Here is a 22532-nt window from a genome sequence, read left to right on the forward strand (position 1 = left end):
CCTCAACGAAACGAAGCGGATGAGGTGCAAGCCCGATACAACAGCCCGGTCAGCATGCGCAAACCGTTGCGCATGTCCTGATCGCTGGTGTATTCGGCCTCGTTATGGGAGACGCCATTGCTGCTGGGAATGAACAGCAGGCACACCGGGTAATGGCGGTTCATGCTGATTGCGTCATGGCCAGCGACCGTCATGCTGTCGGCGGTCGACAGACCCAACTCGCCGCCTACTGCGTGCGCCAGTTCCGCAAAACCGTCATGCAGCCTGGCGGGCGGGCGCAGTACGCTACTTTCCACCTCAAACCCGGTCATGGTCCTGTCGGCGATGGTGTGCAGCGTTGCGTCCAGTCGTTCACCTGCCGCGCTCAGCAGACCGACATCGCGGGAGCGGTACTCGATAAGCAGGGAGACCCGGGAAGGCACGACATTGGGTGAATTGGGATACACCTCGATACGCCCTACCGAGCTGTGCATCTGCAAGCCATGTTGCCCGGCCTCGTCGCGCACCGCCGTAATGGTGTGTGCGCCAGCCAGCAATGCGTCACGGCGGGCGGCCATGGGCGTAGGGCCGGTATGATTCTGCTCGCCATCGAAGCGCACCCGGCGTTTCAACGCAGCCCAGGTTTCCCGGACTACGCCGATTGCCGTCTGGCTGCTCTCCAGACCAGTGCCTTGCTCGACATGAATTTCGACGTACCCGGCAATGTTCAAATCAACCTGATCATTACCCAGATAACCTATGGCCTGCAGCGCATCCTTCAAACGGATGCCATCGCCATCACGGCTTTCCCAGGCATTTTCCAGGGCCAGTGCCCCGGTAAATACACCGCTGCCGATCAGGCTCGGCTGAAAGCGGGCGCCCTCCTCGTTGGTCCAGTTGACCACGGCCAGATTGCAGGCAGGTATTTCACCGCGTTCACGCAGTTGCCGCGCCAGGCTGGACACCGCCACGGCACCGGCAAGCACGCCGTACACACCGTCGAAACGACCCGCGCTCGGCTGGCTGTCCAGATGTGAACCGCACAGCAGATAAGGCGCCTGGGGATCAAACGTCATGAGGCCGAACAGGTTGCCGATCGCATCGATACGCACTTCAAAGCCGTGCTCTTTCAGCCAGTCCCGAAACAGATCGCGTACCCGGCCGTCTTCAGCCGATGCCGCCAGCCGGTGCAAGCCACCCGCAGGTGTTGCACCAATGGCCGAGCTTTGCTGAAACAGCGCTTCAAATGCCGCCAGATCAGTTGCACCTGGCTCGATCAGTTCAGGGATAGAGGGTGTCGACATGATCTTTCTCCAGGCGTGTCACAAACTCGTCGGATAACGCGCGATTGGTGACCAGGGTGGTGATCGCGGCGAACGGAAGAGTATTGATAAAGGTGCGATGACCGAACTTGCCATCATCAGCCAGCACAACACTGCGCGTGCAGTGCCTGACCAGCGTTCTGCGCAACATGGCTTCCGGCTCCTGGTAATCCATCAGCCCCAGGTCCAGATCAATGCCGCCGATCCCCATGAAGGCGATGTCGTAATGGAACTGTCGGGCGAACTCCAGCGTATGCGGCCCGATCAAGGCGTTGTCGGTACGCCGCACATCGCCGGGCGCAACCAGCACCTGATTGTCGCTCTGGTGCGATATCAACTGAGCGATGTCCAGCGAGTTGGTGATGATCTTCAGCTGGCTGAACCGCGTCAGTTGCTGGGCCAGCGCCAGCGTCGAAGTACCGGTGTCGAGGAAGATCGCCATGCCTTCGCTGACCAGTTGCGCAGCGCGGGCAGCAATACCCGCCTTGGCGCGGGGCTTGAGCCTGCTGCGCTCCTGCAAAGGCAGTTCTTCGCTGGATCTGGGCAGAATCGCGCCACCGTGAATTCGCCTTAATCGGCCCTCTTCTTCCAGATACTTGAAGTCACGGCGGATGGTCTCTTCGGACACGAACAGCAATTGTGCAAGGTCCGACGCCTTGACACGCTGCTGTTGGGCGAGCAGGCGCATGATTTCGTCCAGGCGCGGCTGATTGAGCATGGGGGTGGCATTCCGTTGCAAAGTAAGAACTCCAGTGTCCGGGCCCGTTGGCCGTTGATCCGCAAGCAAGAGGGACATGGCTACTGCCCCAACATCGGTGGCAAGTGTTGATCCCATGGCGCGATGGCTTCCACAGCGGCACAGAACTGCAGCACCTGAGCGTCGGCAAAGCGTGGCCCGACCACTTGCAGACCAATGGGCAGCCCGCCGGAACTCCACCCGCAGGGCAGGTTGGCCGCCGGGTTGCCGGTAATGTTGAAAGGGTAAGTAAATGGCGTCCAGCGCGCCCACGGCACAGCGCCGTCCTGCCCGGCATAACCGGCCGGTGCCACGTCGTCGGCAGCAAACGGCAGAATCGGCAACGTGGGCATGATCAGCAAATCGTAATCTTCAAACAGCGCATGGACCTGATTGGCAAACGCAGCGCGCTGTTGGAGTGCCTGCAAGTAATCACTCAGGCTGTACTGGGCAGAACGCCTGATCAGATCGGCAAAGCCAGGGTCAAGCTGGTCCAGTTGCTGCGCAAGCGCTTTGCCATAAGCAATACCGCGCCCGGCAACCCACAGGGTTTCGAACGTCGCCAGCGGGTCCTGCCAGGCTGGTTTGAGCGTGGTGACCGTGACGGGCAGCGACCTGGCGATATTACCCACAGCAGCTTCAACCGCTGCGGCGATTTGCGCGTCGACCGGTGTGTCAAACAGCGTCGGGCAGAAGCCGATACGCAACGGATTCAACGGTTGGTCACACCGTGCCAGAAAGGACTCGTCAGGGGCTGGCAGCGCCTGGTGATCCAGCGGATCCGGCCCCGACAGGATATCGAACAGCAACGCGCTATCACGCACGGTTCGGGTAATCGGCCCGGCATGACTGAGCATTTCAGTGGCCGACCAGGGCCAGGTCGGAATGCGTCCCAGGGTGCCTTTGAGGGCGAACGCGCCACAGAACGAGCCAGGTATGCGCACCGAGCCGCCACCATCGGAGCCCAGTGCGGCCGGCACCATGCGCGCCGCCACCGCAATCGCCGAGCCGGAACTGGAGCCACCACTGGTCAGTGCCGGGTCCCAGGGGTTACGCCCGTTGCCGAACACCCGTGACGTACTCGCGCCGGTCCAGCCGAATTCGGTCGTCGCTGTCTTGCCCAGAATGATCGCACCAGCATTCTTGAGGCGGCAAATGATCGGCGCATCCTGGACCGGCACCGAGTCCAGAGCAGTCAACGAGCCACGCGTGGTGCGCAGTCCCGCTGTGGAAAAGAGATCCTTGATGCCAAAGGGTATGCCGTGCAGCGGACCTCGTACCTGACCACGCTGCAGTTCGGCAGTCATCGCCCAGGCCTGTTCGAGCGCGACATCGGCGTATACGTCACCAAACGCATTGAGTGTGGAATTGTGGGTTTCAATCGCTGCCAGACATAACTCGGTCAAGCGTATCGGCGTCATGCAGCCTTTGCGGACAAGCGCGGCAGCTTCAATCACGGCAGGCATGGACGATGGCTGTGGCTCAATCAATGTAGATACCTCTTTCATCAGTGAGATACTTCTGCGCGATGCCCAGTGCCGACGACTGTCGGCGCATTACATTCAGCAGGGGCTGGCGCGTCAAGTGGGTTTTGTTGGATATATTGAATTTGTGGTTTTAAATTTTGTAACAGCACCGTCACGGTGCCAAAAAAAGCTCAAAACCCTGCGTCGCCCAATTGCGGTGCGCAGTTAAAACGGCGGGAAGAGGCAGGAGGAAGAAAGAAGGAGGCGATGGGCAAGCAGATAGAACGGCGCCTGTCCGTGGCGCAGTCCTGTCATTGAAACCGGTATTTCAAGTCAGCGATCAAACCGCCAGATCGTGAGCATGGAACTCGGTTACACCGACCAGCTGGATTTCAAAGTCTGCATGCAAATCACCGTTGACGTTGCCGGACAGCACGTGGTCGGCGAAACGCAGCTGGCCCGCGCCGGTGAACTCGCCGCTGCCAATGAAGCTGAAAGCATCAAGGGCTTTGGTGTCCACGTTGGCATCCATCTTCAGGAAGCTCAGCTTGTCGCCCTGCTGGCTGTTGAAGTCGGTAATCACGTCGCTGGCCTGGCCTTTGCCCATTTCTGCAAGGTCATTGAACACAAAACGGTCAGCGCCGCTGCCGCCGGTCATGATGTCTGCGCCCAGACCGCCAACCAGCTTGTCATTGCCCGCGCCGCCGAACAGCACATTGTTCGCATCGTTACCGGTCAGGGTATTGTTGCGATCATTGCCCAGCAACGTGAACTCGCCCTCACCTTTGAGGTGGACGTTTTCAAAGTTGGCCAGTGGGCCGGCATTCAGGTCGATCACTGTGGCAACCGGCGATGTATTGTCATAGGTGATCTTGAGTGTATCGATGCCCTCATTGGCCTTCTCTTGCACCAAAGCGAGCTCACCAGCCTGATCAATAACGTAGGTGTCGTTACCCAGACCGCCAATCATGGTGTCCAGACCTCCACGACCATCAAGCACGTTATCCAGGCTGTTGCCGATCAGCGTGTCATTGAAAGCAGAGCCAATGGCGTTTTCAATGTGCGCACCGTAGGCAATCGCCAGCCCTGAGTTCATCAGCGTCGGGGCATCAGGGTTCTGGTTGTAATCAAGGAACGCCTTGCCGATGGTGCTGAACTCACCCTCGTTGAGGTTGATCTTCACAAACGATGCCTGATTGCTGGCATCGATCGTATCCTTGCCACCAGCGTCCCAAATCGTCTCGAACACCGACTGATCGGGTGCCCATTTGTAGACGTCATTACCGCTGTGATAGCTGGTGTTGGCACCGTATATAAACTGCATGGCCGCCACATCGAGCAGCATCGGCGTGGTGGGTTTGAAACTGTAGTTGTTGGTGTAGCTCATGATGGTGTAACGGGCATCTTCGAACTTGGCATCGAGCAGAACATCGTTGTATTGCGAGGCTTCAAACGAATGCTTCAAACCCAATGCATGACCCGTTTCATGCATGAACGTCAGGTAATCATCCGTGCCCTTGGCAGGATCGGCCGCGTTGACTTTCGGACCGATCCAGACATCACCGGACCGGCCCAGTGTGCCTGGCGCGTAAGCCTGGCCGTACTCAGTACTTTGCAGACTCTTGAAGCCGCCAAAACGAATGTCTCCGACATTGTCCGGGGTGTCCTGAACCTCGGTAAATTTGATGTCTGCCACTGCACTCCAGGCACCCAACGCACTTCTTGCCGCCGCTGCCTGGGCATCGGTCAGTGAATAGGCATCGCTGGGCTCCTGAGAGCGACTGTAGTCAGTGGCATAGACGGAGTTGGCAGTATGAAAGCTGTAAGTGAGATGAGTACCGGTTGAATCGCCTAACCAGAACGGCCCCCACAACAGGCTGGTGACTCTGTCGTCGGGAGACCCTTCGGGCAAAAGTTCGGCAGGACTTGAATCATTTGGGCCGGGCATCAGCAATGCTCCTGAAGAATACACACGTTAGTGATTAACCAACGATCTTTGCCCACGCAAAAATCGCCAGGCAGTTTATTACATAACAGGCACACTATGGGCACAATACGTTACAAGCAAACTACTTACGGATGCCGGACACGCATTGCCAACACCCGCAGACTTCTTATTACGAATATACTTTTATAGTTATTATACGCCTCCTACTAATAGCGCTACATGAAACCTTCTTTAAACCCACGACTCCGACTGACCGGGTTCATTGCCCGAGCCGCCAATCAGCATTCACGGCAAAACGTGAGAACCCGATCAAGGCCGGCAACGAAGAGGGTGCAGTTGAGCTATCGTGTAACGGCTGTCGACGCGCTAGACGGTTCAGCGTTCGCGACAGGTACAGAACCGAAGCCTGACGCATCCGGCCGGATCGCGCGCATTTATACGCTGGGTACCTTGCTGCCCCGTATAAATCATAGGCATCATAAGACCTTATCTCATCTGATCGCGGTGCGCCCCATGACCCACCACCCTGCGCCACTTCCTGCCAACGAAGAAGAACGAGTCCTGTCTCTTGAGCATCTCAGGATACTGGACAGCGCTCCCGAGCAGGACTTCGACGACATTGTGCTGCTCGCTACCACGCTGTGCGACGCGCCCATCGCTCTGGTCTCGCTGGTTGACCGGGAACGCCAGTGGTTCAAGGCCTGCATCGGCCTGGACGTCAAGGAAACCCATCGCGATCTGGCCTTCTGCGCACATGCAATCCTGCAACCTTCCGATGTGCTGGTCGTAGAAGATGCCACCACCGACCCTCGCTTCAAAGAGAGCCCCCTGGTGCTGGGCCCTCCTTATATCCGGTTTTATGCAGGCGCACCGATTCGCACCGATACGGGCCATGCGCTCGGCACTGTATGTATAATCGATATCTGGCCGCGTGTTCTGACCGAACAACAACGTCTGGCCCTGCTGGCACTGGCCCGCCAGACCGCAGCCTTGATGCAATATCGCCTGCTTACCCAGCAGCGCGACCACCATGCCGCAGAATTGGCTTTGGGGCTCGAAAGCGCGCAGAGTCAAAGCCTGGCCGTGGAACGCAACCTGCGCCAGTCACAGCGGGTGTCGTCACTGGGAATGCTCACAGCGAGTATCGCCCACGACTTCAACAACCTGCTCCAGGCGCTGAGCGCCAGCCTGCAACTTGTCCGCATGCGCTCACGCCGCCCGACCGATGTCGAGACGCTCAGTGACACCGGCCTGCGGGCTGTGGATCATGGTCGACAACTGGTCACCCGTTTACTCGACAGCGTTCGTCAGGACGGCCCCGAACTGATCTGCATCGATGTCAGCGAAAGGATCGATGCCGCCCGTGATCTGCTATTGCGCTCGGCGGGCGACAATCTGGAACTGTCGTTCGACCTTAGCGCACAGGGCTGGGGCGTCCTGTGCGCCGAAGCGCAGTTGCACGCCGCCGTATTGAACCTCCTGGCCAACGCCCGTGATGCAATGTCAGGGTCTGGCAAGGTACATATCGCCACCCGACTGGAGTCAGTCAAGGAAGATCCACGATTGCCGGAAGGCGATTATTTGGTACTCAGCGTGGCCGACAATGGCCCTGGCATGGCCGCCGATCTCAAGGAACAGATATTCGAACCCTTCTTCACCACCAGACGCTCCGAACCGGGTGCCGGCCTGGGCCTTGTTCAGGTGCAGGAGTTTGCGGTGAACGCAGGCGGAGGCGCACGCGTCGAAACAGCACCTGAAAACGGGACAACCGTGCATCTCTATCTGAGAATACTGGGGCCGATCAATTTAACGAACTAAGCGCCCCCACTACTTAACGAGCGCCGCACGCAGCCTTGTTATTCACTAAATGAATAACGGGCTGCGGAAGACGCATTCAGCGCATGAATTACACCACCATCACGGCAACAATAGCGATGTACTTATTGCATGTTAGATGCGTATAGAAAATAAAAGGCATTGGTTCTCTTTTACAAAAAAATACACATGCAACACTGCCGCTTTCCGATTCAGGACTATATTCAATCGACAGCAAACATTCTGTTTGCGCTACTGCCTTGGCAACAGGATGTTTGCTGTGGGACACGCAGTTGCAATGACTGCACGTTGTACACACATTAATCAAGGAATAGATTATATGTTGAAGCCTCATGGTTTTACGCCACTCGCATTGACGGGCGGCATTCTTGTATCGCTATTGTCTGTCAGCCTGTCTGCCCACGCCGATATCGCCACCGATGTTGCCACTACCGGCTGGGCGACGCAGAACGGTGGCACCAAGGGTGGTTCAAGGGCAGCAGCGAATAACATTTATACGGTAAAAAACGCCGCCGAGCTGAAAGCCGCGCTGGCTGCGTCGGCAGGCAGCAACGGCCGGATTATAAAGGTGACGGGGGTTATTGATGTCAGCGAGGGCAAGCCGTACACCAAAACCTCTGACATGAAGCAGCGCGCCCGCCTGGACATCCCCGGCAAAACCACGATTGTCGGCACCTCCAGCAGTGCCGAGATAAGGGAAGGGTTTTTCTACGCCAAGGAAAACGACGTCATCATTCGCAACCTGACCATTGAGAACCCCTGGGACCCGGAACCGGTCTGGGACCCGGAAGATGGCAGCGCTGGCAACTGGAACTCGGAGTACGACGGTCTGACGGTCGAAGGTGCCAGTAATGTATGGATCGATCATGTGACGTTTACCGACGGCCGTCGCACTGATGATCAGAACGGCACGGCCAATGGTCGTCCAAAACAACACCATGATGGCGCACTGGACGTCAAGAACGGCGCCAACTATGTCACCATTTCGTATTCCGTGTTCCGGAATCACGAAAAGAATAACCTGATCGGTTCAAGTGACAGTAAAACAACCGATGACGGCAAACTGAAGGTGACCATTCACAACTCGTTGTTCGAGAACATTTCCTCTCGCGGGCCGCGCGTGCGGTTTGGTCAGGTTCATCTTTACAACAACTACCACACTGGAAGTACCAGCCATAAGGTCTACCCGTTTGTGTATGCTCAGGGCGTCGGAAAAGGTTCGAAAATCTTCTCTGAGCGCAATGTGCTCGATATCAGCGGCATCAGTGGTTGCAGCAAGGTTGCGGCCGACTATGGCGGCAGTGTCTACCGTGATAGCGGGTCGCTGGTAAACGGCAGTGTCATCAGCTGTTCCTGGAGCACCAGCATTGGCTGGACCCCTCCGTACAGCTACACCCCTCTGGCGGCTGACAAGGTTGCGGCCGATGTCAAGGCCAAGGCCGGCGCTGGCAAAATCTGATACGCCGGTTGTACAGGACGATAAAAGACCCTCTCGATGAGGGTCTTTTATTGAGCAGGTTATCGCCGGGCGATGAAACTGCTTTCGTCAGGATCGAGCCCCTCAGTTGACCAGTTGATTGATCTCGATGATCGGCAACATCACAGCCATCACGATCACCAGCACTACGCCGCCCATAATCACGATCATCAAAGGTTCGAGCAGCGCAGTCATGCCCAGGGCGCGGCGCTCGATATCGCGGGAAAGGGTCTGCGCAGCACGATCAAGCATCGGCGGTAAAGCCCCGGTTTTTTCGCCGCTGGCAATCAGGTGAATCAGCAGCGGCGGAAAGACCTTTTCCATCCGCAGCGCCACCGCCAGGTTGACGCCTTCACGGACCCTGGACGTGGCTTCGTTCACCGCCAGACTGAGGCGATCGTTGGACAAGGTCTGACGCGCTGCGTCCAGCGCCCGCAGCAAGGGCACACCGGCAGCACCGAGAATCGCCAGGGTCGATGCAAAGCGTGCGGTGTTCAGCCCCAGCACGAATCGACCGATCAAGGGCAAGCGCAGGATCTGGCTGTGCCATCTCAGGCGCGTAGCCGGGTTGCGCAGGCAGATTCGCCAGCCCCACAACGCCGCCAGCAATACGCCCAGACACACCAGGCCCCAGGCACGGATGAAATCACTGGCGGCCAGCATGGCCAGTGTCAAACCGGGCAGGTCCTGACGCGCCTGAGAAAACGCACTGACTATCTGGGGCACTACGTAGCTCAGCAGAAAAATCACGATGGCAATCGAGACCAGCCCCACTACGCCGGGGTAGATGAACGCCGTGAGAATCTTGCCTCTCAGGCCGTTGCGCTCTTCTATGTAATCGGCCAGTCGCTCCATGACCCGGGCCAGGTCGCCGGACTCCTCCCCCGCCCCGATCAAGGCCCGGTAAATGTCCGGAAAGTCTCTGGGGCGAGCGGCCAGCGCTTCGGCCAGACGCATGCCACTGCGAACATCGGTGCGTATCGCGCTCAGGGTCTGAATAATGTGTTGGCGTTCGGCCTGCTCGACCGTGGCCCCCAATGCTTCATCCAGCGGCAGCCCGGCACTCAGCAGGCTTGCCAGTTGTCGGGTCACCGAGGCAAGGTCAGCGTCCGAGAGGCGCATACTGAACAGCCCCCCTGCCCCATGACTGCTGGCCTGGCTGTCGATCTTTACCTGCAATGCAGTCAGCCCCCGCTGGCGCAGATCAGCCATCACCGCGTCCTGACTGTCAGCGTCCAGATGGCCGGATTCGATCCTGCCCTGCGCATCGGCAGCTTCATAGTGATAGCGGCTCATCAAGCGTCCCGTGTCACACGAATGATTTCTTCCGGAGCGGTGGTGCCATCGCGAACCCAGCGCTGGCCATCCTCGCGCATGCTGACCATGCCGGCATTGCGCGCCGCAGCCCTCAGTGCCTGCATGTCGGCACCTCGATGGATCAGACTGCGCACCTCATCATCAATGCAGAACAGCTCGTGAATGCCGGTGCGGCCGCTATAACCGGTACCACTACAGCGCTCACACCCCTGCGGGCGCCAGCAGCCTGACGCAGTCGGGTCGGGTTGTCTGCACTGCGGGCACAAACGGCGTACCAGGCGCTGCGCCAGTACGCCAAGCAGAGAAGACGCGAGGAGAAAGGGTTCGACGCCCATGTCGACAAGCCGGTTGATCGCCGATACCGAGTCATTGGTGTGCAGGGTGGCAAGCACCAGATGTCCGGTCAGTGAAGCCTGCACCGCGATCTGGGCGGTTTCCAGATCACGGATTTCACCGATCATGATGATGTCCGGGTCCTGACGCAGAATGGCGCGCAATGCCAGGGCGAAAGTCATGTCGATTTTGCTGTTGACCTGAATCTGACTGATACCCGGCAGGTCGTATTCCACCGGGTCCTCCACGGTCAGGATATTGCTGGTGCTGGCATCCAGCCGTGCCAACGCGGCATAAAGACTGGTGGTTTTGCCACTGCCGGTGGGCCCTGTGACCAGCACAATGCCATGGGGCTGGCGTATCAGGTTGTCGAGTCTGGCCAGCACATCAGGGGCCATGCCCAGGGTTTCGAGGCGCAGACGACCGGCCTGCTTGTCGAGCAGGCGCATTACCACCCTTTCACCGTGGCCGGTAGGCACGGTCGAGACGCGAATGTCGATGGGCCGGCCGGCCACCCGCAAGGCGATTCGACCATCCTGAGGCAAGCGCTTTTCGGCGATATCCAGCTGGGCCATGATCTTGATCCGTGACACCAGCGAGCCATGCAACGCCTTGCGCGGCGATACCACATCACGCAGGCTGCCATCGACCCGATAGCGCACCACCGAATGGCTTTCATAGGGTTCGATATGAATATCGCTGGCCTCGTCGCGAGCTGCCTGGGTCAATAATGCATTGATCATGCGGATCACCGGGGCACCGTCCTGCGCATCCAGCAGGTCGGTGATTTCCGGGATATCCTGCATCAGCCGATTCAGGTCAGCTTCGTTTTCTGCAGCGCCCACTACCGCCGCCGCGCTGCCGGTGTCGGCGTAGGCTGCGGCCAGAAGCCCCTCCAGTTGATGCGTGCCGACCTGTTCCAGACGCGCCGGACCGAACTGCCGCCGGGCCTCATTGATTGCCCAGCCTGGAGTAGCGTCGCAAACGATCAGCAGCGCCCCCTCGTCAGTCTCACGCAAGAGAATGCGTTGCGCCCTGGCCCAGGCATAAGGCAACGCACTCATGGCACAGGCACTGCGCGAATGACCGCCCGCGGCATCTGACCGGCAGCAGGCTGCAGGTCAGGAATCGCCTTTGCCGCAGAGGGCAACTGCGGCGCCTGCATGTCCGGCAGCATCCAGTTACGCTCGGGACGCAAATTACCCTGTGCGCGGCGCATGAATTCGTAACGGTTCAGCGTGATGTTGCGCCCTGTGCCGCTGTCACGAATGATGTAGGGACGCAGGAAGACCATCAGATTGGTTTTTCTGGTCGAACGCGCTTCGTTTCGAAACAGTACGCCGAGAAGCGGAATCCTCGACAGCCAGGGCACCGCTTCATCGCTCTGGTTGTACCCGTCCTGAAGCAGGCCGCCCAGCACCATGATCTGCCCGTCGTCCAGCAGGATGCTGGTATCGATGGCGCGCTTGTTGGTGACGGTGCCTGACGCCAGCGAGGCGCGCTGATCGACGTTGCTGACTTCCTGATAGATGTCCAGCTTGACCGTACCGCCTTCGGAAATCTGCGGCCTGACATTCAGTTTCAAGCCGACTTCTTCCCGCTGAACCGTCTGGAACGGATTGTTGCTGGTGCCGCCACCGCCCGTTACATAACTGCCGGTGACAAACGGGATGGTCTGGCCGACGAAGATACTGGCCGCCTCGTTGTCCAGCGTCAGCAGGTTGGGCGTGGACAGCACATTGCTGCCACCCTTGCTCTTCAGAGCGCGCGCGAGCACCTTCAGATCCAGCACCTCGCCAATGCCCGGAATGGTCACCGCGCCCCTCACCACGCCGACATTCAAGCCAGGGGGAAGTACGTCGATGCTGGTGCTGCCACTGGTATTCAAACCGCTGCCGCCAAGGTTCACTCCGCCAAAGCCGCCGCTACCATTCAGGTTGCCGGTTTGCCACTGCACGCCGAACTGGTTCGCATCGTCCTCGCTGACCTCGACAATCAGGCTTTCGATCACCACCTGAGCACGGCGCTGATCCAGTTGATCGATGACTTCACGCAAGTTGCGATACAGCGGCTCCGGAGCGGAAATCAACAGGGTGTTGGTGGTCGAATCAGCCTGGATGGTCACCCCGGCTGCACTGAACGCGGTGTTCTGTTCGGCTTGCTGACTACCGGCTGTGGCAACCGAAGGCGACGCGCTACTCTGGCCATAACCGCTTCCGGCTACAGTCCCGGAGACAGGGCCTGCGCTGCTGTTGCCTTGCACGTCGTTCTTGTTACCGGTGCTGCCCATGCCGCTGAGCATCGTCCGGGTGGTATCGCTGGCACCGCTGTCACTTTCACCGGTCAGCAAGCCCCGCAAGGCCTGAGCCAGCTTTCCCGCCTGGGCATTGCGCAGGTACACAACATGCAGATTGCTCGGGTTGCTCTGGGCGTTGTCCAGCTTGTAGATCAGATTGCGCGCCAGCTCGGTACGCTCCGGGCTGCCGGCGCGGATAATGATGGCGTTGGAGCGGGGGTCGCCAATCACGCTGATCTTCTGGGTCGCGTCGCCGCCCTGAGTATCCAGCAATTCGCTGACCATGCTGGCGATATCTACCGCGATACCGTTGTGCACGGTCACCACGTCGGTATCGATGGCACTGGGCGTGTCGATACCGTCGATGATCTGCGCCACTCGCGTCAGGTTATCGGCATAGTCGGTGACGACGATGGTGTTATTGCCGGGGTAGGCGTTGATCGGGTTGTTCGGCGAAACGATAGGCCGCAGCACCGGAATCAGATTGACCGCATTTTCGTACTGCAAACGAAACGTACGGGTCAGCATGCCGTTCCCGGAAGGTTTGTCGGCACTGTAGACAGGACCGCCAAGCAGTCTGGCATCGGCTTCAGGCACGACGTGAGCCACACCGCCGACATCCACCACACTGAAACCCTGCATGCGCAACGCTGCCATCAGCATTTCATAAGCCTGAGAGGCCGGCACCGGCCCTTCGCTGACCAGCGTCAGCGTGCCCGTGACTTTTGGGTCCAGCAAAAACTGCTGACCTGTGGAGCGTGACAACGCCCGCACGACCGATTGAATATCGGCTTCGACAAAATTCAATTGTATGGGCTGGTCACCCAGCGCGCTGTGCGTAGCCACTGTCTTGCGGGTTGGCGTATGGCCGCGTGCGGTGTTCGACAACGTGTGTTTCTGTCCCGGCGCGACGCCCGGTTGCGCGCGCTGGCGATCATGTGTGTCGCTGGCGGGCAAGGTTCTGGCCAACGGTTGACCCAGCTCGCTCTCTAACAGCTCAGGCGGCGCAGGCGATGTGGTGCTGCACGCGCTCAGCGCCAGCAGGAAAAACGGTGCGACCCTGCGACAGGGCAACGTGTAGGTAAAGGCATTCCACTTCATTAAGCTTCCTTTGCGCTCGGCGCCTGATCCATGCGAACAACCCCGGACAGATGACCTGTCAGGTCCTGAGCGTCTTCGCCTGCACGTTGCAGGCTGGCGTCCTTGATGTGTAACGAAAACAATTGCGGCTGCTCCAGCAGCCAACCGATCACTGCGTCGGCTGGCGCGTGATCGAAAGCCAGTTGCCAACTGCGCTCAGCCCCTTCACCGTCATGCTCAAGCTGGCAATACGACCACAACCCGAAGGCTTCAAGGCTGCGCTGCAAGGCTGGCTGCAGATCCTGCGGGCCTGTTCGGCGCTGCGGCACGCTCACCTGCTTGAGCAGCGTTTCGAGCGTCTCGGCCTGGGCGCTCAACACAGGGGTTTGCGCCTGCCAATACGTGATTTTCTTCAGCGCAGGCTGAACCATCAGTAGCCACGTCACCAGGCAGCACAACACCAGCGCGCCTATCGACAGGAGACGCGTCTCCCTGATCGACAGACCGGCCCTGACAACACGCACACGCCCACTCAGTCGCCGCCAGCGGTCGGCGTATGGCTGCCACACTCGGCTATTCAACGTCGCTCTCCAGCGTAGCGCCGGGCGCATCGGCCGCTTGATCAGGCATCTGGCTAAGGGTCCAGGTGAGATGATCGCGACTGGCTGCCAGACCCACCTGCGCCAGCGAACGCTGCAACGTATCGTCAACAGCAGGCTGGGCGTTATCGGACAACAGTTGCAGTTGCAGGCGGCCATCCGAGTACGTCAGGCGCTGCACGCTACCCGCCAGGAACGGCAAAGCTTCAGCGGCGCTTTTTACCAGTTGTTCGAATCCGCTGTCGGTGCCGGCGGCTGAACCGCTTTCGAGTGCCGCCACCTGCTGCCGGGCCTGTTGCAGAGGATTGAGAATGACCGGCAAGTGAGGAAAGGCCTGGCTGACCCGCTGCACCATACCGGTCTTGAGTTGCTGTCCTCGGGCAGCCTCGCGAGCGGCGTACAGATTCAAGCCCAGCGCCCATACCCCGACAGCCAAACCGCAGCAGACCCATGCTGCGGTCCAGCCCGATGTTTTGACTTTCGCCGCTCCCGTTCCTGCATGCAGGCTCCAGCCGGGTGACGGCCCGCCCAGGAGCAGGCCAGCCGATATTTCCGGGCCTGCCGTGCCCTCGCCGTCCAGCCGGTGCAACTCGCTGCCGTTGGCCAGGTGCACATCAGGGGTCTCGGTCAGACGCGGATGCACGCTGCCTTGACCAGCACTGTGACGTAGCAGCCAGTGCTCATCCCGCAGCACGACACTGACTTGACCCGGTGCAGGCACAGGCAGGCCATAGGGCGCAGGGTAAAGGCCGCGCAATGACAGACGCGACTGACTCAGCAATCGGCTCAGACGTTCCAGCGCAGTTGACGGTAACCAGCCCAGATAAACGGCCCCGTCGGCATAGCGCGGGCTGCTGGCGATGTGCATCAGCTCACTGCCGCCCAATATCAGTCCCTGGGCGGCTAACAGTGCAGCGCTTCTAACCCGCGACGCAGGCAGCGGCGGCGTTTCGATCCGGGCCAGCAGACTGTCCAGCGGATGCAGAAACGCTTCCACCGACTGCAGTGCGCCGCCCTGCTTCAAGTCCAGCAAACTGCTCAGGCCGCTTTCAACAACCTTGCCCTGGCTGTCCAGCCGGACGAATAGCAATGGCGTCTCCGGGTTCAGTTGTTCCAGAGCAGGCAGGGCAATCCGCAACCGGCTCATGTGCCGATCCGTGACCAGATAACACGAGGCACGCTGTCATCGCGCATATACAGCAAGGCCTCCATGCGGGCCTGGCGTCCATCTCTGCGCGCCTCGCCACGGAACACAAACCACTCGCTTGCCACACCGATTTCAAGCCCGTCAGCCGCCTGGGTAGGCACCTGCATGCGAGCGATGATTTCCAGACGGTAGGCAAACCACTGTCCCTTGTCGCGCTCGGCCACCACCGTTTGCGCACTGGGCAATGACAAACCGGGCACCACCGCTGCCAGTACCTCCGCACTCGCTGTATTGCTGTTGACCCAGGTATTGGCGGGCAGAATGCACACGTAGCGTTTCAGCCGCTCCAGTACCTGATCGCTCAAACCCTGCATCCCTTGCAGATCATCCAGGCTGCGCAGTGTCACCGATGATGCCGGGATGGGCTTGCGCATCGCCGAAGAAGTCTCCCGCCCGCTCGCGAATGTTCCGCTGACCGTGCCTGTTACCGGAGTCGAAAAACGTGTGTATGAGCCAAGCACCCGCTGGCTGATGCTCTGGCAGAGAACATCACTGATGGAAATCATCTGACACAAGCGTTCGAAACTGCGCAGTTGACCGATTTCCAGCTGACCATTGCGCAGCAGGTTGCGCAGGTTGAATTTGCCCTGCTGGTCTTCCAGTCGTCCGTGAAAACCTTCTTCAGGTCGATCGGATGGACTCTGGCCTAGGGGCTGCGCCCACGCCTGACCAGGGTGAATCGCCCGGCTCTTGCGACGTGAATCCCACAACAGCATGCGGCTTACGTCCAGACCTGCCATCAGCGCTGCGCTGTTCTGGATACGCGACTGCTCGGCTTCTACCGTGCGAATCATGACGCTCTGACGGGTCAACATACCGGCAGCGATGACCGCGACAATCGCGACGGTCAGCAGGGCACCGATAATTGCCGAGCCGCCTTGCCTGATTGCGCTTGACGGGTAAGTGCTCAGCGCCATATTCAGAGCTGCCATGAGCCGATATCGGCATTGACACCCTCGCCATCGGGCTGACCGTCGGCACCCAGAGAAAAAAGATCCACCTCGCCATTAACGCCGGGGTTCAGATAATGATAGGGGCGCCCCCACGGATCGTCGGGTAGCCGCTCGATATAGGCGCGCCAGTTGTTTTTGTTGACGTTGACCGGCCGCTCGACCAGAGCTTTGAGGCTCTGAGCCTGATTGGGGTAAGTGCCGTGGTCGAGGCGATAGAGCTTGAGCGCCTGCATCAGCCCTGCGATATCCTGTCGCGCAGCAGCAGCCCGCGCCTGGTCCGGACGATCAAGAACCCTGGGCACCACAACAGCGGCCAGAATGCCGAGAATAACCACCACCACCATGATTTCGATCAGGGTAAAGCCGTCCTGGCCGCGACGGCCTCCAGACCGAGGCTTGACGCGTGCGACATCCATATCCATATCCTTGATGATCCTCATCTGTCCCGCAGTGTAGACGCCGCCGCGACGGGGCACGATAAATCTGCTCAACCCTTATGGTGAGCCATTCATGAATAATCAGATGCTGGTCCGGTGCTATCGTTGTTGCCTGTATCGAGCAGGAGGATTTGCCAGGAGGCGCCCATGCTGCAACCGCACAAGGAGAAAGGCTTCACGCTGATCGAAGTGTTGGTGGCGCTGTTGATCATCGCCGTGGCAATGGCGGCTGCCGCGCGCCTGAGCGGGGTAATGACCTTTAACAACGGTGTGTTGCGCGACCGCGCCATTGCGCTGCTGGAGGCGCAGAACCAACTGGCCGAATTACGCATGATGACAAGGCTCAGGCCTGGTTTCACAACCCGCAAGTGCGATCAGGGCAGGCTCTCGCTGACCTGTGAACAGACGCTCAAAGCCAGTGCAGACGGAATGTTGATGCGGGTCAGTCTGCGAGTATTACAGCGGGACAATAAAGCGCCGCCACTGGCCCGCCTCGATGCCATTATCGCCATCCGACGCCAGCCGAAAGAGTCTCCATGAGCGTTTCAACGACGCAGCAGGCTGGGCAACTCCGGCAGGCCTGCCAGGCTGGCGACCTTGAATCGTGTGCGCTCGGCACCCTGCTCGATCACTACTGCGTTACTCTCGATAGCCACCAGACGTACATCCTTGGCAAGCAACTCCCCCGCCAGATAGCTGCGCGCCGGTCTATCGTTGACAGTGAGAATCGCCACCGCGCCTTTGCTCCCGGTCATGACACCGGTGACCTTGATCCGGACCTGAAGTGGCTGGTTGGCGAACCACTGTCGGGCAGGACTGCCGACATTGGCAGCGGGAACGGCGCTTTCCGGCAACGGTGCGCGCACAGGCTCGGGCGCAAGCAGCAACGACGACCAGAGCGCGATACCCGCCAGCACTGCAATCAAGGCCGCCGATTGCACCAGGCGCGGTGCTGATAATGGATGAAACGAAAATGCCATGACTGAACCTCCTGTTCGTCTGCCGGGGCAGTCTACATCACTGCATCAGAATGCCTGGCCCCCGCTTTGATCCGTATGCAAACCTCATCAGGGAGCCACCGATCATGAGTATGGACACACAACGGGGTTTTACCCTGATCGAGTTGATGGTGGTTCTGGTCATCATCGGCATCGTCAGCGCAACGGTGAGCATGAGCATCAAACCCGATCCTGCCGCTTTGCTGCGCAAGGACGCTGAACGCCTTGCACATATGCTGCACATCGCACAGGTCGAGGCCAGGGTCGACGGTCGGCCAATCACCTTGCTGGTCGATGGCAAAGGCTTTGGTTTCGCACGACGTGCCGAGCACGGCGTGGGCTACGACCGCTTCATGAACGACCCGCAGCTGCGTTTCAGAGCCTGGGAAACACCCTCCATACGCATCAGCGTAGACCCGGCGCAGCGAGTGGTGTCAGGTCCCGAATGGATCGTCGCACCGCTGCGCATCCAGCTCTCTGACGGTGAACGATCCTTGAGCCTGCAGCGTAGCGCGCTGGGTCAACTGCAGGTGGTCAGCCCTCCATGAATGCAAGGCAAAACGGCTTCACATTACTGGAAGTGATGGTGGCTATCCTGCTGATGATCATCGTCAGCCTGATTGCCTGGCGTGGGTTGGAGAGCATCACTCGCACCGATATCCAGTTACGCGAAAGCACCGAGCACACCGAGTCCGTACTGCGAGCGCTGAACCAGCTGGAGCGCGACGTGGCCATGCGTGCAGGCGTCGAGCTGCAAAAACCGCTGCCTGGCGAAGAAACCGATCCGCAGGCAAAAACGTTGATGCCCATCAGTATTCGCATTGCTGAAAGGAACGGTATGCGCCTTGACGTCATTCGCAGTGCGGCCACGGCCGGGGAAGGACTGCAGCGAATCCGCTGGTGGCTAAAGGACAACAGGTTGTATCGCGCGGCCGCAGACAGCAGCAACCGCTACCCCCTACCCGCTCCCGACGAAGGAATCTCGGTGCTCGATCAGGTCGTCGAGGCAAAAATAAGGGTCTGGAGAACTGTCGGAGGCTGGCAACCGCTCGACAGCCACAGGGAAGACAATCCCGACGGGCTGGAAATTGTGCTCACGCTACATACCCGTAATGGCGACGAGCGCTATCGAAAGGTGCTGGGGCCGCTGGATTAGCGAGCATTGATTACAGGCGACTGAGGGACGATGGGTTGAATCCATTCTGGCGTCACGTCTTCAAAAAGGCCTGCTTCTACGCCTCAAGACGTCTCAAGCCCCAATGACGCCTTATCACTGCGCTGACCACCGGCTGGGCGTCGACCTGTAACAGCAGCTCATGAAAATCAGGCCGGGTGGTATGCAGATGCTCGCGCGCACCGCCCCATCTGGTCACGATGCAAGCCAGAATCTCAACTGCACCGGGATCATCACAACGCCAGAAGCCTGCATTAGCGAACAGATCCGCAAATGTCTCCCAGTTTTCATGCAACCGCGCACGGGTGCCGGTTTCGAGTAGCGTAGCCTGCGTTTCGTCGGAGCCCGACAGCCAGCGCTGCGGGTAATCGATAATCCCGATCGGGGCGTAGCAGTTGGCGGCGATGTAGACCAGCGCGCGAAGGGCTTGAGCGCGCAGGGCAGGCTTGCTGGGCAGCAGCCCGGATTCGGGATGCTCCAGTCCCAAATGAATCAGAATTGCAGCGCTTTCGGTGAGCACCGTGCCATCGGCCAGGACCAGCGTGGGCACCTGCAGCAATGGGTTGACCCGCCGCAATGCTTCCTTGCCTGGCCCCTCCTCCCACGCGCAGGCCCTGAACAAGGTAAAAGGAACCGAGCAGCGCCAAAGCGCTATCTCGATGGCTGCGGACCCCGAACCCTCTGTGCCAAAAAGCGTGTACATGCCAATGCTCCTTGTCAGGTGCTACATGCTCGGTCCGCGCAGTCACACAGACGCAGGAGCAAACAAATGGGCGTGCATAAAATCAATGAATACCCGCAGGCGCAGGGAAAGGTGCTTGCTCGATGGCCAGAGCAACCTGAAACTTCCGGTGTGCACCGTGTAGTCGGTCAGTATTGGCACCAACTCGCCATTGCGAATGGCCGATGAAATCATGAAGTCCGGCAGGCAGGCAATTCCCAACCCCGCCCGCGCAACATCAACAAGAACTTCCGTCGTGTTGCACACCATCACCTGGGGCAAATCGAGATCATCGGCACCGGCCTCGCGACGTAGCGGCCAGTGTTCAAATTTGCCCGAAGAGGGAAACTTGTGCAACAGACAGGCGTGCCGACTCAAGTCTGCTGGATGTTGAGGTGTCCCGCGCCTGGCAAAATAGTCCGGAGCGCCGACGATTTTCAATTGAAAGCCCCCCATCCGCCTCGACATAAGGCCCGAGTCGCCAGGGTCTCCCGTGCGCAGGACGATATCAAAGCCTTCCTCGATGATATCGACCATGCGGTCGGAAAAATCGATGTCCAGTTCGATATCCGGATAGGTGCGCATGAACTCGATGATGACCGGCATGACCAGGCCGCTGACCAAGGGCAGGCTGATGCGCAACCGGCCTCTGGGCAGGTCTCTGGCATTGCTCAACTCCATTTCTGCCGTTTCAAGCTCCGACAGAATACGGCGACAGCGCTCCAGAAATATCGAGCCCTCCAGGGTCATGGCAATACTGCGCGTACTGCGATGAAAAAGCCTGACACCCAGGCCCTCTTCCAGACGGCCGATACTCTTGCCTACCCCCGACGATGAAATGCCCAGCCGCTTTCCAGCCTGGGTAAAACTCCGTGTTTCAGCGACCAGAACAAACACCGCAATGCTACCGAGCGATTCCAATACCCACTCCTATTAAGGACAGCCCTGTCCTATACCTTCGGAACATAAGCCTGTTTTTGTTTGCAGACGCAACCCCTAATCTCCCGACAGGGCAACTGCCCTTGGATAAATGCGTGCAATGCACCGAAAACTGCGCACGCTTCACAGGGAAATTGCACATGACTTCAGCAAGCCAGGTTCAAGCATCGTCTGCTACCAGACGCTGGGGACAATTGTTTGCCGCCTGCCTGACAGGCATCCTGATTCCGTTGTGCTTCACTGGCCCTGCCGTGGTTCTGCCCTCGATAAACAAGGCGCTGGGCGGATCAGCCGTCGAGCTCACGTGGGTCATCAACGCTTACATCCTGACTTACGGCAGCGCCATGATGGCCGCTGGAAGCCTGACGGATATCTACGGCAGGAAACGCGTATGGCTGATCGGACTGGCGATATTCGTGCTGTCCACCTTCGCCATTCCGATGGCCTCATCCGTCGTGCAGATTGATGTACTTCGCCTGATTCAGGGGCTGGGCGGTGCAGCAGCGTTCGCTGGCGCAATGTCATCGCTTGCCCAGACCTTCCATGGGGCTGACCGCACCCGAGTGTTCAGCCTGCTCGGTACCACGTTCGGGATAGGCCTGGCTTTCGGCCCTCTTGCGGCAGGCTCGCTGGTCGACTCGGCTGGCTGGAAATGGTCATTCCACGCAACGGCTCTTATTGGGGTTGCGGGATTTTTTCTGGTGCTTTTCAGCGCTACAGAATCCAGAGATCCCAATGCCACCGGCATGGACTGGCCGGGCGCTATCAGCTTTACCGCGGCACTGACGCTGTTCACTTACGCAATCCTGCTCGCCCCTGAAGACGGCTGGACCCATCCACTGGTCATAGGCGGCATCGTCGGCTCACTGTTGCTGTTCTGGATCTTCATTGCAGTGGAACGGCGCGTGGCCAGACCCATGCTCGATCTGTCGTTATTCAAGAGCGCGCGCTTTGTCGGCGTGCAGATTCTTGCGGCCAGTCCGGCATTTTTCTTTGTCGTGCTGATCATCATGTTGCCAGCACGCTTCATTGGTATCGACGGACTCAGCGCGCTGGAAACCGGACAGATGATGACCGCACTGGCCGCGCCCCTGCTGATCGTACCGATGCTTGCCGCACAACTGGCACGTCGCTTTACCTCCGGGCTGCTGTCCGGTATCGGTCTGCTGCTGGTGGCTGTCGGCCTGCTGTGGCTCGCGCTGGCGCTGGACAGCGGAGCAATCAAAACCGCCTTGCTGCCGATGGCCTTGATCGGCATCGGCATCGGTCTGCCCTGGGGGCTGATGGATGGCATGGCGATCAGTGTGGTTGAAAAGGAACGCGCCGGTATGGCTACCGGCATCTTCAATGCCGTGCGCGTTTCTGCCGACGGCATAGCCATTGCGATCGCAGGCGCACTGCTGGCCACGTTCATTCAGTGGGGCCTGTTCGATGCCCTGACGGGTGTCGCGCCTGATGTGGTGACAAACGCTGCCAACCGCGCCGCATTGGGCGATCTGCAGAATGCGATCAGCCTACTGCCCGGTCAGGCAGAACTGCTGCACCAACAGTACGCCACCGCGTTCCGCAATCTGCTGTTCATTCTCAGCGCCGCCACCGTGCTGACGGCAGTGGCAGTCTTTGTCCTGCTCGGTCGCGTGCGCGCTCATGACGAGCCGCCACTTGAGCCATCCGACACGCTTGATCTGGCGGGAGAGGCCAAGTGAGTCCACAT

General features: G+C 59.3%; 20 protein-coding genes. 6 read left to right on the top strand and 14 right to left on the bottom strand.

The genetic code is table 11. The features are described from left to right. Nucleotides 1-2 precede the first annotated feature (2 nt). The 4 genes from AO068_RS09070 to AO068_RS09085 form a co-directional block, all read right to left on the bottom strand. On the bottom strand, nucleotides 3-1283 hold the full coding sequence (locus AO068_RS09070; RefSeq protein WP_058408191.1) for a M20 family metallo-hydrolase: 1281 nt from the start codon (nucleotides 1281-1283) through the stop codon (nucleotides 3-5). Then, nucleotides 1261-2019, bottom strand: coding sequence for a DeoR/GlpR family DNA-binding transcription regulator (locus AO068_RS09075; protein ID WP_058402227.1), 759 nt, complete (start codon nucleotides 2017-2019; stop codon nucleotides 1261-1263). Before AO068_RS09075 ends, AO068_RS09070 begins: the two co-directional genes overlap by 23 nt. 80 nt (nucleotides 2020-2099) lie before the next feature. Beyond that, a complete protein-coding gene (locus AO068_RS09080) occupies nucleotides 2100-3503 on the bottom strand; it encodes an amidase (protein WP_058408192.1) in 1404 nt (467 codons plus the stop codon). Between the two features lie 340 nt (nucleotides 3504-3843). Beyond that, nucleotides 3844-5451 carry a M10 family metallopeptidase gene (locus AO068_RS09085; RefSeq protein ID WP_058408193.1) on the bottom strand — a complete coding sequence of 536 codons (1608 nt, stop codon included), beginning with the start codon at nucleotides 5449-5451 and terminating at the stop codon, nucleotides 3844-3846. 513 nt (nucleotides 5452-5964) lie between these two features. On the opposite strand from AO068_RS09085, the gene AO068_RS09090 reads away from it, so the two are divergent. Together AO068_RS09090 and AO068_RS09095 are read left to right on the top strand one after the other, a co-directional pair. Continuing rightward, nucleotides 5965-7269, top strand: coding sequence for a sensor histidine kinase (locus AO068_RS09090; RefSeq protein WP_058402224.1), 1305 nt, complete (start codon nucleotides 5965-5967; stop codon nucleotides 7267-7269). A gap of 337 nt (nucleotides 7270-7606) precedes the next feature. Further along, a complete protein-coding gene (locus AO068_RS09095) occupies nucleotides 7607-8746 on the top strand; it encodes a pectate lyase family protein (RefSeq protein WP_058402223.1) in 1140 nt (379 codons plus the stop codon). A gap of 102 nt (nucleotides 8747-8848) precedes the next feature. Here AO068_RS09095 and gspF read toward each other — a convergent pair whose 3' ends face one another. From gspF to gspG, 7 genes are read right to left on the bottom strand one after another with little or no spacing between them, the layout of a single operon-like run. Further along, complete coding sequence (gspF, locus tag AO068_RS09100; RefSeq protein WP_058402222.1) at nucleotides 8849-10060, bottom strand: type II secretion system inner membrane protein GspF; 1212 nt, start codon at nucleotides 10058-10060, stop codon at nucleotides 8849-8851. After that, nucleotides 10060-11478: a type II secretion system ATPase GspE gene (gspE, locus tag AO068_RS09105; protein ID WP_058408194.1), complete on the bottom strand. Its 1419-nt coding sequence runs from the start codon at nucleotides 11476-11478 to the stop codon at nucleotides 10060-10062. The genes gspF and gspE overlap by 1 nt, the downstream gene beginning before the upstream one ends. Further along, complete coding sequence (gspD, locus tag AO068_RS09110; protein WP_058408195.1) at nucleotides 11475-13811, bottom strand: type II secretion system secretin GspD; 2337 nt, start codon at nucleotides 13809-13811, stop codon at nucleotides 11475-11477. Before gspD ends, gspE begins: the two co-directional genes overlap by 4 nt. Then, nucleotides 13811-14359 (bottom strand): type II secretion system protein GspM, encoded by a 549-nt coding sequence (gene gspM / locus AO068_RS09115; protein ID WP_058402219.1) that lies wholly within the window; start codon nucleotides 14357-14359, stop codon nucleotides 13811-13813. The genes gspD and gspM overlap by 1 nt, the downstream gene beginning before the upstream one ends. A gap of 4 nt (nucleotides 14360-14363) precedes the next feature. Further along, nucleotides 14364-15536, bottom strand: a complete 1173-nt coding sequence (gene gspL, locus AO068_RS09120) for a type II secretion system protein GspL (protein ID WP_058408196.1) — start codon at nucleotides 15534-15536, stop codon at nucleotides 14364-14366. Continuing rightward, a complete protein-coding gene (gene gspK / locus AO068_RS09125; protein ID WP_058408197.1) occupies nucleotides 15533-16528 on the bottom strand; it encodes a type II secretion system minor pseudopilin GspK in 996 nt (331 codons plus the stop codon). The genes gspL and gspK overlap by 4 nt, the downstream gene beginning before the upstream one ends. Further along, nucleotides 16516-16965, bottom strand: a complete 450-nt coding sequence (gene gspG / locus AO068_RS09130; RefSeq protein ID WP_058402363.1) for a type II secretion system major pseudopilin GspG — start codon at nucleotides 16963-16965, stop codon at nucleotides 16516-16518. The genes gspK and gspG overlap by 13 nt, the downstream gene beginning before the upstream one ends. A 168-nt stretch (nucleotides 16966-17133) precedes the next feature. Between gspG and gspI the strand changes: the two genes are divergently transcribed. After that, nucleotides 17134-17526, top strand: a complete 393-nt coding sequence (gspI, locus tag AO068_RS09135; RefSeq protein ID WP_058408198.1) for a type II secretion system minor pseudopilin GspI — start codon at nucleotides 17134-17136, stop codon at nucleotides 17524-17526. A gap of 5 nt (nucleotides 17527-17531) precedes the next feature. Here the strand turns inward: gspI and AO068_RS09140 are convergent, their stop codons facing one another. After that, nucleotides 17532-17966 carry a general secretion pathway protein GspC gene (locus tag AO068_RS09140; RefSeq protein WP_058408199.1) on the bottom strand — a complete coding sequence of 145 codons (435 nt, stop codon included), beginning with the start codon at nucleotides 17964-17966 and terminating at the stop codon, nucleotides 17532-17534. A 104-nt stretch (nucleotides 17967-18070) separates the two neighbouring features. Between AO068_RS09140 and AO068_RS09145 the strand changes: the two genes are divergently transcribed. Continuing rightward, nucleotides 18071-18532 carry a prepilin-type N-terminal cleavage/methylation domain-containing protein gene (locus AO068_RS09145; protein WP_058408200.1) on the top strand — a complete coding sequence of 154 codons (462 nt, stop codon included), beginning with the start codon at nucleotides 18071-18073 and terminating at the stop codon, nucleotides 18530-18532. Beyond that, nucleotides 18529-19140, top strand: a complete 612-nt coding sequence (locus AO068_RS09150; protein WP_058408201.1) for a PulJ/GspJ family protein — start codon at nucleotides 18529-18531, stop codon at nucleotides 19138-19140. The genes AO068_RS09145 and AO068_RS09150 overlap by 4 nt, the downstream gene beginning before the upstream one ends. Before the next feature lie 76 nt (nucleotides 19141-19216). Here AO068_RS09150 and AO068_RS09155 read toward each other — a convergent pair whose 3' ends face one another. Together AO068_RS09155 and AO068_RS09160 are read right to left on the bottom strand one after the other, a co-directional pair. Next, nucleotides 19217-19861 carry a glutathione S-transferase N-terminal domain-containing protein gene (locus tag AO068_RS09155; RefSeq protein ID WP_057443484.1) on the bottom strand — a complete coding sequence of 215 codons (645 nt, stop codon included), beginning with the start codon at nucleotides 19859-19861 and terminating at the stop codon, nucleotides 19217-19219. 42 nt (nucleotides 19862-19903) lie between these two features. After that, nucleotides 19904-20800 carry a LysR family transcriptional regulator gene (locus AO068_RS09160; RefSeq protein WP_058408202.1) on the bottom strand — a complete coding sequence of 299 codons (897 nt, stop codon included), beginning with the start codon at nucleotides 20798-20800 and terminating at the stop codon, nucleotides 19904-19906. Between the two features lie 158 nt (nucleotides 20801-20958). Here AO068_RS09160 and AO068_RS09165 point away from each other — a divergent pair, with 158 nt between their 5' ends. Continuing rightward, complete coding sequence (locus AO068_RS09165; protein ID WP_058408203.1) at nucleotides 20959-22524, top strand: MFS transporter; 1566 nt, start codon at nucleotides 20959-20961, stop codon at nucleotides 22522-22524. Nucleotides 22525-22532 lie beyond the last annotated feature (8 nt).

The organism is Pseudomonas sp. ICMP 3272 (assembly GCF_001466905.1).
GTDB lineage: Bacteria > Pseudomonadota > Gammaproteobacteria > Pseudomonadales > Pseudomonadaceae > Aquipseudomonas > Aquipseudomonas amygdali.